Below are 13,688 nucleotides of genomic sequence, written 5' to 3'. Positions count from 1 at the left end.
ATTGGATGGCATGGTTTTCTACTACGCGTTGGACCGATAGGGATATAGCTTCATTAGATGAAGCGACAGAATTAATTATGTCAGAGAATGAGAATCTAACAAACGATGGAGGGGTTAGCTATTCTAACCTAGAGAAGGAAAAGGCGTTTGAACAAAATCAAACTGTAACAATAGATACTCATGTATATTCCTATAATGTAATTGAATTTTCAATGAACTCTATTACCCCTGGTTCTACACCAATTGAAGCACGTACTCAACTCATTAGGGGGTTGATTATATTGTATAGTGATGGCAATCGGGTTCACTATATTATTAATAGAAATTACGATGCTCTTAAGTTGCTCCGTAAACTATTGGGATACAGAGGTAGAAATGAAATAATTGAAAATAAATTTTCATTTTTTAACGATATTTTTATGTGGTTTGTAAAAATCGTATCAAATAAAGAAAATGAATTCTCGTTTACGGATTCAAGCCAAAACGAATTAGCACTTATCATAAATAGTATCATTGGTGTTCGTGGTGAAACTAGAGATGAAAACAGATTGTCTGCTCAAGGAGATACAGTTTTAAACTTAATCAGTACACTTTCGTTTATTCTTGAAAGTAATTTACTTAAACAAATTGTTTTACGTACAGAATATACGGGACACGAAAACATTGAAATGAGACTAAACGACAAAGGCGTTGTTGCAGTCGAAACTGATTCGTATTCCGGAAATTATGAAGATTTAGAAGACAAGAAAATGAAAGCCCAAGTATTATTACTTGTTTATCATGAAATTATCCCTAAGTTATTTCAAATTTACTTTGAGGAAAAAGACGAAGAAAAATGGAATTTATCCGAAAAGGATATTTTCTTTAATGATGTGGAAAAAAAACTTATTGAACGATTACAAGAAAGAAAAAATGAATTCAAGAAAGAACAACAATTGTCATTACTTCCTGAAATGGAATTAAAAGAATCAGATGCACTATTGAAACAAGAATAAACGCAAAGAAGTGGGTCGTTATGACTTGCTTCTGTGTTCAGTAACCTACATCGATGACATGCGTTACAATCCATTAGAGAAGAAATTTCGTAATGTGGTTGTTCACCAATCGAGCGCGATTGTTTAAGAATATATCCATCTATGTCACATGATTATAGAAGTAAATAGCAGTTTTAATAGCACAGTAATTAATTCTGTGCTTTTTGTATGCAGTTTTTAATGTGATTTATCGATAGGTTTTACAAAAACAGAAAGGGATGATTTAAGTGGCGAATAACCAAAAGAGTATTTTAGATTATTTTGGAGTAGGCAGTCAAAAGGAGTTACTGGAGTTCATGCAGGCGAATCCGAAAGATAAGGATGTTCTTTTATTGAAGGAATTGCTCATTCGTGCAGAGATTGGCCGTGATACGGATGAATAATTTGTATGAACATTTTGGCTGTACGTCCAAAGAGGAGCTTTATCAAAAAGTAACCAAGGATGATGATTCCGTAAGAAGTTTAGTGGATTTTATAGACTTCTCAAAAGGACAAATGAACAGCAAAGAAGTAGGAATATCTTCTCCACAAAACTTTATTGAATTTGTAACGAAGAATAAAATGCCCTCCAAGGATGAGATGGTATCTGTGTTTTGTTCCACCAAAAACGAGCCACTGCATTTAAGCCGATATAAACTTCATGATCAAGATGATCTGAAAAGAGTGTTGAAAGAGGGTTTACATGCAGGCGGTGTATCCATGTTTAATTTATCAAACAGTTCTATGTCTACTGGTAAGGAAGTAGAAATGACCAAATACTTTAAAACATTTGGGATAGATGTGATTGATGGATTTAGCTATAACGAATTCAGCGACACAATCACATCCAATCAGGAAATGATTCCGTATAGTCGCGATAAATATGCAACATCTGTGGATAGTGTTGCCGAAAGTGAAGGTCATACCATGACAGCTTATAATCTGCAAAATGGCATAAACACATACCAAGGATTTGACGAATTTACTTCTTTTTTCGCTAATCAAGAGATTGTTGGATCTCATATGTTGAAAGATAATGCAAAGGTGAAGAAAAGCTTGAAAGTTGGTTATCAGTATGATTGGCAAGAATCGTTTGGAGTAATTGCTTGTGATGCTGATGGGAAAGTTCTAGCTGTTAAAGAACTTTTCAAAGGGTCACCAAATGCAAGTATAGTGGATAAGAAGGTATTTACAAAGGAATTATTGTCGCGAGAAGATGTATCAAAGGTTGCCGTTTTTCATAACCATCCTTCAGGCATACCGAACCAAGTGCTGAAGATAGAAATGTGACCAAAGGTTTGAAAGAAATATCCGAAAAATTGGATGTACAGTTATTGGATCATTTTATTGTCGGAAAAAAGAATGTCTATTCCTTTGCAAAAGATATTCCCGGACATGTTAGCAGCAATGAAGATTATAGAAAACTCATTGAAAAGCAGTCAAAGACAGAAGGCGGTAAACAGCATGCATTTGAAATGGAAATGTGAGCAAAAGAAAGGGGAAGAACGTTTTAATGGGACATACATTAATTTTAGCTGAAAAGCCGAGTCAAGCAAAAGCGTATGCAGATGCTCTTCAACATACAAAGAAACAAGGTGGTTATATAGAGGTAAATGATGGTCGCTTTTTTAAGGAGAAAGCATATATCACTTGGGGATACGGGCATTTGGTTGAACTTCTTTCTCCTGAACAATATAACGAAACATGGAAAATATGGAGATTAGATCAATTGCCCATGTTTCCAGGGCAGTTTCGTTTTCAGGTAAGTAAAGATAAGAAAAAGCAATTCAATATAGTGAAAAGACTTTTAAATCATTCAACAGAAATTATTGTAGCTACAGACTGTGATCGTGAAGGAGAAAACATTGCAAGAAGTATCATATCACTTGCTGGTGCATCACATAAACCAACAAAACGATTGTGGATTAACTCTTTAGAAGTGGATGAGATACAAAAAGGATTCCGTCATTTAAACAACGGAAATAATTATCTATCATTATATAAGGAAGCACAAACAAGGCAATATAGCGATTGGCTAGTAGGAATGAACGCTTCCAGATTATATACATTGCTTCTGCAAAAGCAAGGGATGAAAGGTGTATTCAGCGTTGGCAGGGTACAAACAGCTACCCTTTATTTATTATACAAACGTCAAAAGGAAATTGAGGATTTTGTTTCCCAAGACTATTTTACCTTTCAAGGGAAAGTCCAAGTGCCAAATGGTTCGTTTGAAGCGAAACATAAACAACGCTTTGCAACAAAAGAAGAAGCACAAAATATATTGCAAGAAAAGGGCGTTTTACTTGGTGTAAATGATGGTATTATTCAGGAAGTGAAAAAAGAATGCAAAAGAACAAAGTCACCAAAGCTACATTCTTTATCTTCCTTGCAAAGTACGGCAAACAAGCAATGGAAGTACAGTCCGTCCGAAGTATTAAAGATTGCACAAAGCCTATACGAAAAGAAAGTTCTGTCTTACCCTAGGACGGACAGTCACTTTATAACTGATAGCGAATTTGGTTATATCAAAAACAATTTATCGAACTATCAAGAATGTATCGGGGTAGATGTTGAAGTTGTTTATCCTGATGCCCAGAAGCGATATGTAGATAATACGAAGGTTGCTGAACACTATGCCCTCGTTCCAACAAAACAAACGCCAAATTTTAGTGCCTTAAACGAGAAAGAAAAGAATATTTATCAAGAAGTGGTTGCAACTACTTTAGCGATGTTCGCTCCAGACTATGAATATGAAGAAACAAAGGTAGCGATTGATGTGAAAGGGATTAACTTTGAAGCGACTGGAAAGGTTGAGAAACAATTAGGCTGGAAATCATTATTTAAAAATCAACAACAAGCTAAGAAAAAGGAAATTGTCTTACCAGCAATGGAAAAAGATCAAGCTTGCCAAGTTAATGTAGAAATAGCGAAAGGACAGACAAAAGCCCCTAAGTATTATACCGAGGGGCAACTGATTAATGTGATGAAATACGCTGGAAAAGAGGTAGATGACGAAGCATTGCAACATACTTTAAAAGAAAGTGAAGGTATTGGAACAGAGGCCACCAGAGCAAGTATCATAGAAACTTTAAAACACCAATTGTATATTGGAATTAGAAAGAATCAAGTAACTGTATTAGATAAAGGGAAAATACTTTGTCAGGCTGTAGAAGGAACGTTACTTGCTAGTCCCGAAATGACAGCGAAATGGGAAACGTATTTAAATAAAATCGGGGAAAATGAAGGATCACAAGAAGTGTTTCTCGATAAAATCAAACAAATGATTGAGTCTTTAATGCAAGAAGCACCTAAGAAAATTGGTAGCATGGAACAGTCCTTGCAACAGATGAATGAACCATCTTTTATTGGAAAATGTCCCCGTTGTAATCATGAAGACGGAAAGATTCAAGATAAAGGAAAATTTTATGGGTGCAGCCGTTATCGTGAAGGGTGTACATTTACGTTACCAAAGAAATTCCTTGGCAAATCCATAAGTCAGATAAACATTAAAAAGTTATTGGGTGGCGAAAAAACCAATTTAATCAAAGGATTTACAAGTAAAAAAGGAAAAAAGTTTGATGCGTCTTTACGCTATGATCAAACCGAGCAAAAAATGACATTTGAATTCCCGAAAGGATGATCGTGATGGATATGTATGTAAATGGGGCATATAAGATGGTTGATTTAGGGTATGTAAAGGAAATTAAAGAAGCTAGTGTTGTTTTCATTGTTGATGCTGGGGAAATAGAAGTTGAAGTAGATGCAGTCACAAAGGATGCTATAGAAATGATAAATCAAGCAGATGAAGAAGCATTGATTCCATTGGATATAAAGGAGAAAGCAGTCATCTTGGAGGGTGAACCAGCTTGAGATACCACTAAGGGGAAGCCGTTTAGTGAAAACTGTATGTAAAAAAAGATGTTGATCGCTGATGTAGCGGTCTTTTTTATTCTGTATATGAAAGATTAATAGGCTGGGAAAATAAATTGCTGATATATCTAAGGGGCTTCCTGATGGGAGTTCCTTTTATTTTATGGGAGGATGATATTTCATGAAAAGAAAAACATTCGAACAAAAACAGGAAGAAGTGAAACAATTAACAGAAACGATGAATCAGTCCATTGAATCCTATTTTGAAACACCTGAACAAATGGCCGAACATCTAGCTTTCATGATGCAGTTTTATCAATATTCATTACGAAATACAGCCTTAATTCAGGGTCAATTTAAGGGAGCGCAAGCAATAGGAAGTTATAAGTTTTGGCAGGAAAAAGGCTTTCAAGTGCAAAAAGGAGAAAAAGCCATTCAAATTTTAGTGCCAAATAAGGCGCAGCCGAAATTTAAAGATGAGAACGGCAGATGGAAAAGTATCAAAAAGGCGACAGAGCAGGAAAAAGAATTAATCAACAAAGGGGAATTAGAGAAAAAGGGAAGTGGGTTGTATTTTGGAAAGGGCAGCGTTTTCGATGTTTCGCAAACTGATGCAAAAGCTAGTGACCTTCCAGATATTTTTCCAAATAGATGGCTGGAGGGTGACGTTGCAAACTATCAAGATATGTTAGAGGCCCTGCAAAAAGTGGGAGATAAACAGGATGTGACGATTGGCGAGCCTATGGAGGAACTAGGTGCTGCTAAAGGTGCATTTTACCAAGGAATAGATGGCAGGAAAAATCATATTGGTTTAAATCCACGCAATGGCGAATTGCAAAACGTGAAAACATTAATCCATGAACTGGCCCATGCCAAGTTGCATGGTACACCCGATAAGCATTTCAATCTAACTTCAGAAGAAAAAGAATTCCAAGCGGAAATGACAGCTTATGCAGTAGCCTCGTACTTTGATATTGATACAAGTGATTATTCTTTGGGCTATCTTGTAAACTGGACACAGGGAAAGGAATTAAAGGATAAAGCGCAGTTACTTGAAGAAGTAAGGGGAGCAGCTGTAGAGTTTATAGAAACCATGGAGCCTGAATTGATGAAAGAACAGGAGAAAGGCATGGAAAATGGAAAAGATGTGTTCATACAGGCTGTTCACGACAGGAAAGATCTATCAGAACTGACAGAAGTTAATAAAGCGGGGATGGATTATGTAATTGATCATAAGGAAGAAGAGCATACAAAGGGATTATATTATTATGTGGATGGTGATGTCGTTGTCGGAGTTGATAATTCAACAGGTGAAGCTTGGACGGCGGAATTTGACCATATTGTAAAATGCAAAGCATGGTTAAAGCGATATGATTTGGATATTGAACAACCACAAATATTTATTGAATCATCGGAGGCACCAGAATTAGAAACTGATTCAATGATAGACTTTGCACAAGGCAATGAAATGGTAGAGCAGCTGGAAGAAAAGTATCAGGATGATAATAGATACTATAAAACTCGTTATCATATTGTGTTTCCTGAAAGTGATAATTCAAAGATGGAAGTTGTTAGTATGGATCGGCTAGATATTGGAGATGGCGAATTTTTGAATCCGCACCATCAGGCTAGAAGGGAAGGAAATCTTACTGAAGAACAGAAAATGATGCTTGATGATGTGGTTTATGGCCTTTTGTTGAAGAATGAAAGAAAAGATATTGATGAATGGTTTAAAGGAAAAAGCGACAAAAGAAAATTACAAACAGTAGACATGAAAATGATGTGAAAATCTTCATAGTTTGATATACTTGCTATTAGTGTAATAGGGCTTTCATGGGTGGTAGTTCACCCCTTTTTTGAAAGGGGGTGATAACATGACAGTATTCGAAGCATTGGTTGATGATCTCTTTCGCAACCTTAATTGTAGCCATACTGTCACAACAAAAAAAGTAACCACCCATTGATCGCCTAGCAAGCATTTGGGTTGGTTACCTTTTCCAACTTAACAATGTGAGCTGCCCCCTTGAAGGGCTGTTACACACGAGACCGTTCCATGTTAGAGCATGGGCGGTCTTTTATTATTGTATGTGTTTCTATGTATAGTATACCTTATTTTCACCATTAAATAAACATGTATGGTTCATCAGATTGAATGGTTATAAAGAATAAAATCAAAAAATAATATGCCAACTTTTAAAATATAATATTTTTTGTGCACTTAATTATTAAAGTGGGTTTGTGTTATTTATGTGCCTTTTGTGTTATCTTTAAAGAAAACAATACATATTTTAATAGAATTTTAAAAGTGAGGTTGTATGAATGAATGAAAGTATGTTTCACCAACAAACAGGCATAAATATTCAAGAAAAAGCTAACTTAATCTGGAGTATAGCAGATTCGATTAGAGGATTATATAAACCCCATCAGTATGGGGAGGTTGTACTGCCGATGACGGTAATAAAGCGCTTTCATGATACGTTATTACCAACTAGAGACAAAGTACAAGAAACCTATCAAAAAGTAAAACATTTAGAAGTAAAAGAAGGATTCCTACAAAAAGCTTCCGGGTATGGGTTTTATAATGTAAGCAATTTTACTTTTGAACGTCTCCTTGCTGAACCGGATAATATCGAAGAAAACTTTCTAGCCTATTTAAATGGGTTTTCTGAAAACGTTCAAGACGTTTTAAAGAACTTTGAATTTGAACGAGAGATAAGAAAACTTGCCAATAATGATAAATTATTCTTTATCATCCAAGAGTTTAATTCGGAAAAGGCGTACATGGGGCCAGACAGAATTACAAGCACCGATATGGGGTACATATTTGAAGAACTCATTAAAAAGTTTTCTGAGAGCTATGATGAGGAAGCAGGTTCTCACTTTACCAGTCGCGACATTATTTATCTCATGACAGATTTATTAATTGCAGAAGAGAAAGATGTATTAATTGATGAAGGTGTTGCAAAAACAGTATATGACCAGACGATGGGTACCTCCCAGATGCTGAGTGCCATGGAAGAACGGTTAAAAGCACTGGATGCCGAGGCGGATGTTACTACTTTTGGACAGGAAATTAATGAACAAACTTTTGCGATTGCCAAAGCAGATACGATGATTCGAAATGGTGACTCAAATAATATGAGATTAGGAAACACACTAACGGAAGATCAATTCGAGGGTTATACCTTTGACTATTGTATTTCCAATCCGCCGTTCGGGACAGATTGGAAATCAGAGTATAAAAAAGTAAAAGAAGAACATGACCGTGGAGAAACCGGTCGGTTTGGTGTTGGGCTACCCAAGAAGAATGACGGTCAACTTCTTTTTTTATTAAATGGTTTAAGTAAATTAAAAGATACTGGCAGAATGGCTATAATACATAACGGGTCAGCTTTATTTAGTGGAAATGCCGGTGGTGGGGAAAGTGAAATCCGTCGCCATGTCATTGAGAATGATTACTTAGAAGCTATTGTTCAGCTGCCTAATGATTCTTTTTACAACACTGGTATTGCTACATATGTATGGGTGTTAACGAAAGATAAGCCGAAACATCGCATTGGGAAAGTACAGTTACTTGATGCATCCAATATGTATGAAAAACGAAGAAATAACATTGGGAGTAAACGGGTTGATATCAGTGAGGCTTGTCGTGAAGTGATCGTAAAGGCATACGGTGACTTTTTAAATAAAGAGTATTCGTTAGGGGAAGGAACGATTGAATCGAAGATATTAGATAACGATGATTTCGGTTTTTATAAAGTCACAGTGGAAACACCTCAGTATGACGAAGAAGGTAATATCGTCTTGAAAAAGAATAAACCTGTAGCAGATAAAGAAAAAAGAGACACAGAGGAAATTCCATTAAAAGAGAACATTCAATCATATGTGGAAAAAGAAATAAAGCCATTTAATCCTGATGCTTGGGTTGATGAGAAGAAAACTAAAATTGGATACGAAATACCATTCACACGTCTTTTTTATAAATTTGAACAACCAGAAAAAGCAGATGCTATTGCAGCTCGTATTAGAGAAATAGAAAAAGAGATTGTGAAATCCTTTGAAGCCTTGTCAGGTGAGGAAGTGAAAGTTGATGCTTAGAGAAATGAAAGATAGTGGCATTGAATGGATAAGTGATATACCGGTTCATTGGAGAACAGAAAAATTAAGTAGAATAACTAATTCGTATTCTGGTGGAACTCCTTCTAGAAACAATGAAAAATATTGGATTGGAGGAGAAATTCCTTGGGCCTCTTCAGGAGAAGTTAATAAAGAATTTATTTACGAAACAAATGAAAAAATAACTGAATCTGGATTAAATAATTCTTCGGCAAAACTATTTCCGATTAGTACTGTTATAGTAGCGTTGAATGGTCAGGGAAAAACAAAAGGTATGTCTGCTATATTAATGATAGAGGCATCATCTAATCAATCTTTGGTTGGTTTTATTTGTAATAAAGAATTTTTGCATTATAAATTTTTATATTACTGTTTTAAAGCATCATATAGATTTAATCGAAGTTATTATGCTGGTGGTAATAATAGAGAAGGAATTGCTGCAGGTGATTTAAGAAAATCCAAGATTCCATTAGCACCTGTACATGAGCAACAAAAAATAATTAGCTTCTTAGATGAAAAAACATACCAAATTGATTCCATTATCGAGAAAACAAAACAGTCTATTGAGGAACTAAAAAAATATAAACAATCGTTAATTACTGAGACTGTAACAAAAGGGCTGTATCCAGGTATTGAAATGAAAGAAAGTGGAGTGAAGTGGATAGAAAGTATTCCAAAACACTGGGATTTATCATATTTTAAATATGAAATATATATTAGGGCGAGACTTGGTTGGAAAGGCTTGAAAGCATCTGAGTATGTCGATAAGGGTATTGCGTTTTTATCCACCCCTAATATAAAGGGAGAATATATTGATTTTAACAACGTTAACTATATAACACGGGAAAGATATGATGAGTCCCCGGAAATTAAATTATCAAAAAACGATGTGTTATTGACTAAAGATGGGTCAACTTTAGGGACTGTAAATATTGTTAGATCATTATGTGAAGATGCCACAGTAAATAGTTCTATAGCAGTATTAACACCTGCTGTAAGTTTAGATGCAATATATTTATATTATTTGATAATGAGTGATTATATTCAAAACGAAATTAGGGTAAAGAAAGACGGAATGGGCGTGCCCCATTTGTTCCAGAAAGACATTAAAGAGTTTCGATTGATTCTTCCACCGTTAGATGAACAAATACAAATTTCCACATATTTAGATGGCAAAGTACAATCAATTAATCAGATTATAAGTAATAAAGATAAATTGATATTTGAGTTGGAAAATTATAAAAAGTCCCTCATCTACGAATACGTCACAGGCAAGAAGGAGGTTATGTAATTGGCTTTTGAAGATACAGAAAAGCGTTTTGAAGAGGATATTGAAACATACCTATTAACTGAAGGTGGCTATGTTAAAGGTAATCAATTAAACTATGACAAAGAAAAAGCTATTGATATGAACCCATTAATAGAATTTATTCAAGAAACACAAGAAAAGGCATGGGTCAGGTACAATAAAATATATGGGGATCAAGCTTCCGAGCAGTTATATAAACGATTAAGCGATGAAATTGAATCTAATGGTATGTTGCATATACTACGAAATGGTATCACAGATCGTGGGGTCAAATTGAAAATTGCTTTCTTTCGACCTGAATCGTCCTTAAATGAAAAAACGATACAAAACTATCAAGCGAATAAATTAATAGTTACACGTCAGTTTGCTTATTCAACAGCCAATCATAATTCTTTGGACATGGTCTTATCACTTAATGGGATTCCGATTGTCGCAATGGAACTAAAGAATCAAATCAAAGGACAATCAGTGGAACATGGGAAGAAACAATTTATGTATGACCGTAATCCAAGAGAAAAAATATTTCAGTTTAATAAACGAGTACTCGTTTATTTTGTTGCTGATTTAAATGAAGTATGGATGACAACTAAGCTAGATGGAAAAGAGACTTTCTTTTTACCTTTTAATCAAGGGACGAATGGTGCTGGAGAAGTTGGTGGTGCAGGAAACCCTGAGAACCCGGATGGTTATATTACGTCCTATCTGTGGGAAAAAGTACTTCATAAAGATAGCTTAATGAACATTATTCATCGTTTTATGCACTTGGAAGTGAAAAAACAAAAGGTAGTAAAAAATGGACGTGAGCAAAATAAAGTAAGTTCAAAATTAATTTTTCCTCGTTTTCATCAGTTAGATGTTGTCAGGAAGCTGGTTCACACTGTGCGAATAAAAGGAAGTGGTGATAATTATCTTATTCAGCATAGTGCAGGGTCTGGGAAGTCCAATAGTATCGCATGGTTAGCATATCATCTCGCTAGCTTACATGACGATGATGATAAAAGCATATTTAATTCCGTTATTGTTGTAACAGACCGTACTGTTTTAGACCGCCAATTGCAAGACACAATCTCCAGCTTCGATCACACGGATGGATTAGTGGAAACAATTGGTGAAAGAAAAACATCGAGGGATTTAAAAAATGCTATTAATGATGGTAAACGCATTATCATTACAACACTGCAAAAGTTTCCTGTTATTTATGAAGAGGTAGATGTTAATCAAGGAAATAGATTTGCGGTTCTTGTGGATGAAGCACATTCCTCCCAAACAGGAACAAGTGCTAAAAAGTTAAAGGCAGCACTTGCTGATACAGAAGAAGCCTTAAGGGAATATGCGGAGCTGGAAGCTGAAATTGAGGAAAATACGCCAGATCAAGAAGATAAACTTGTACAAGAACTATTATCACATGGAAGCCATGACAATTTAAGCTTCTTTGCTTTTACAGCTACCCCTAAAGAAAAAACACTTGAGATGTTTGGAACAAAACAATCTGATGATTCGTTTCGACCGTTTCATATTTATGGCATGCGGCAAGCAATTGAAGAAAGATTTATTTTAGATGTCCTGCAAAACTATATGACCTATCAAATGTCTTATAAAATTGCTAAGAATACACCGGATAACCCGGAATTATCAACAACTCAAGGTGTAAAAGCTATTAGACGCTATCAGTCTTTACATCCTCATAATTTACAACAGAAAACAGCTATTATGATTGAGCATTTTCGAAATGTAACACAACATGAAATTGGCGGCAGAGCCAAAGCGATGGTGGTCACAGCTTCACGTTTGCATGCTGTTCGTTATTTTTTTGAGTTTAAGCGTTATATAAAGAATAAAGGATATAGCGATATGGATGTGCTCGTTGCATTTTCTGGGACAGTTCCTGATGAAAATGAAGAGTACACAGAAGAACATTTAAATAAAACAAAAGATGGTAAATGGGTGAAAGAAAACCAACTAAAAGAAACGTTTCATACCGATGAATTCAATGTTCTAGTAGTTGCTGAGAAATATCAAACTGGGTTTGATGAACCGTTACTACATACCATGTTTGTTGATAAAAAACTTTCTGGTGTGAAGGCTGTCCAAACTCTTTCCCGGTTGAATCGTACGCATCCAAATAAAAATAATACCTTTATATTGGATTTTGTAAACGAGGCGGAAGATATTCAGAAGGCCTTTCAGCCATTTTATGAAGTAACAGAATTAGACAAAGAAATTGATGTTAACCTTATTTATGATACGAAAACAAAGCTTAGAAATTATAAAATTTATAATGATCAAGACATTAAAAAACTCACTAAAATTTATTTGAAAAATGGCAGCCAATCAGATAAGGATTTGGGAAGAATAGCGAGTCACTTGGTACCAATTATTAAAAGATATGAGGAACTAGACGACCAGCAGCAATATGAGTTTCGAGTGACTGTTCGTAATTTTAATAAATGGTATTCCTACATTACACAATTAACAAGGATGTTTGATAAAGAGTTGCATGAGGAATTTATCTTCAATTCCTATTTGATTAAATTCATTCCCAAGAATAGTACTGGAAAAATTGATATTAAAGACAAAGTGAAACTGGAGTATTACAAGCTGGAACAAACTTTTAACGGGGATATCGCATTAGAAAAAAATACTAATGGCTACCAATTAAGTAACCCAGATAACGTAGAGACTGGAATTAAACCACCAGAAGACGATGACTTACTAGAAAATATCGTGAGACGAGTAAATGAAAAATACGATGGTAAAATATCTGAATCTGATCGTGTCATTATTGAGGGGGTTACACGTAAAGCGAAAGAATCCAATGATCGATTAAAAAGCCTTGCAAGAAATAATGATGAGGAAATGTTTGAAAAAAGCCTGTTTCCTGGGGTTTTCGAAAAAGCTTCTCAAGACTTATATATGGAACAAATGGATTCTTATTCGAAACTATTTGAAGATAAATCGTATTATAATACAATTATGATGGCGGTTGCAAAAGAGATTTACAAGGAATTAAGGAGCGAATAAAAAGTAGGTTTGAGGTGTAATCGATGAGCGCAAAAAGTCGTCAATATTATAAATCTGTCCGTATTTACCCAGAGGATTTTCAAGACTTTAAAGATATTGCCTTTTATCAAGATAAGAAGATAATCGAAGTGATTTCAGAGTCGCTCTCGCTGCTTAAGCAAAAGGTGAATTTGGATAAAGAAATTGATATTCATCTGACAACAAAGCCTTCAGATATAAAGAAATGCATTAAAGATATCGAATTGCTTATAGCAAATCAAAGTACAATTAAAAATTCAGATGCGATAGACCTTGAAGATAATGACTTCTATAGGAAGTTGAAAGGGCTAACCTGATTTAACAATTAATCATTCTCAGGG

9 protein-coding genes and 1 pseudogene are annotated in these 13,688 nt (G+C 35.0%); all 10 read left to right on the top strand.

Annotated features, from left to right (window positions below; genetic code table 11):
• Positions 1–5 precede the first annotated feature (5 nt).
• Positions 6–995 (top strand): hypothetical protein, encoded by a 990-nt coding sequence (locus E0E32_RS21160; protein WP_130860783.1) that lies wholly within the window; start codon positions 6–8, stop codon positions 993–995.
• Between the two features lie 266 nt (positions 996–1,261).
• Complete coding sequence (locus tag E0E32_RS22465) at positions 1,262–1,417, top strand: hypothetical protein (RefSeq protein WP_165445121.1); 156 nt, start codon at positions 1,262–1,264, stop codon at positions 1,415–1,417.
• Positions 1,410–2,500, top strand: a pseudogene (locus tag E0E32_RS21155) (JAB domain-containing protein). Before E0E32_RS22465 ends, E0E32_RS21155 begins: the two are co-directional and overlap by 8 nt.
• Before the next feature lie 26 nt (positions 2,501–2,526).
• On the top strand, positions 2,527–4,653 hold the full coding sequence (locus E0E32_RS21145) for a type IA DNA topoisomerase (protein ID WP_130860777.1): 2,127 nt from the start codon (positions 2,527–2,529) through the stop codon (positions 4,651–4,653).
• A 5-nt stretch (positions 4,654–4,658) separates the two neighbouring features.
• Complete coding sequence (locus E0E32_RS21140) at positions 4,659–4,883, top strand: hypothetical protein (RefSeq protein ID WP_058950455.1); 225 nt, start codon at positions 4,659–4,661, stop codon at positions 4,881–4,883.
• A 181-nt stretch (positions 4,884–5,064) separates the two neighbouring features.
• On the top strand, positions 5,065–6,669 hold the full coding sequence (locus E0E32_RS21135; protein WP_130860775.1) for an LPD25 domain-containing protein: 1,605 nt from the start codon (positions 5,065–5,067) through the stop codon (positions 6,667–6,669).
• A 533-nt stretch (positions 6,670–7,202) separates the two neighbouring features.
• Positions 7,203–8,981: a type I restriction-modification system subunit M gene (locus E0E32_RS21130; protein ID WP_130860773.1), complete on the top strand. Its 1,779-nt coding sequence runs from the start codon at positions 7,203–7,205 to the stop codon at positions 8,979–8,981.
• Positions 8,974–10,290, top strand: coding sequence for a restriction endonuclease subunit S (locus tag E0E32_RS21125; RefSeq protein WP_130860771.1), 1,317 nt, complete (start codon positions 8,974–8,976; stop codon positions 10,288–10,290). The genes E0E32_RS21130 and E0E32_RS21125 overlap by 8 nt, the downstream gene beginning before the upstream one ends.
• Positions 10,291–13,329, top strand: coding sequence for a type I restriction endonuclease subunit R (locus E0E32_RS21120; RefSeq protein ID WP_130860769.1), 3,039 nt, complete (start codon positions 10,291–10,293; stop codon positions 13,327–13,329).
• Positions 13,330–13,352: 23 nt separating this feature from the next.
• The gene (locus E0E32_RS21115; RefSeq protein ID WP_130860767.1) at positions 13,353–13,664 is read left to right on the top strand and encodes a hypothetical protein; all 312 of its coding nucleotides are present in this window, start codon (positions 13,353–13,355) and stop codon (positions 13,662–13,664) included.
• Positions 13,665–13,688: the final 24 nt, after the last annotated feature.

The organism is Gracilibacillus phocaeensis, from assembly GCF_900626275.1.
GTDB classification, from domain to species: Bacteria; Bacillota; Bacilli; order Bacillales; family Amphibacillaceae; genus Gracilibacillus; species Gracilibacillus timonensis.
The sequence above is the reverse complement of the archived record's forward strand: the minus strand, read 5'-3'. Positions and strand labels throughout refer to the sequence as shown.

What these genes read in the sequence shown, in the direction of transcription:
- E0E32_RS21130 (WP_130860773.1), top strand. Translation starts at nt 7,203, where the DNA reads ATGAATGAAAGTATGTTTCACCAACAAACAGGCATAAATATTCAAGAA.
- E0E32_RS21145 (WP_130860777.1), top strand. Translation starts at nt 2,527, where the DNA reads ATGGGACATACATTAATTTTAGCTGAAAAGCCGAGTCAAGCAAAAGCG.
- E0E32_RS21115 (WP_130860767.1), top strand. Translation starts at nt 13,353, where the DNA reads ATGAGCGCAAAAAGTCGTCAATATTATAAATCTGTCCGTATTTACCCA.
- E0E32_RS21140 (WP_058950455.1), top strand. Translation starts at nt 4,659, where the DNA reads ATGGATATGTATGTAAATGGGGCATATAAGATGGTTGATTTAGGGTAT.
- E0E32_RS21160 (WP_130860783.1), top strand. Translation starts at nt 6, where the DNA reads ATGGCATGGTTTTCTACTACGCGTTGGACCGATAGGGATATAGCTTCA.
- E0E32_RS21125 (WP_130860771.1), top strand. Translation starts at nt 8,974, where the DNA reads ATGCTTAGAGAAATGAAAGATAGTGGCATTGAATGGATAAGTGATATA.
- E0E32_RS21135 (WP_130860775.1), top strand. Translation starts at nt 5,065, where the DNA reads ATGAAAAGAAAAACATTCGAACAAAAACAGGAAGAAGTGAAACAATTA.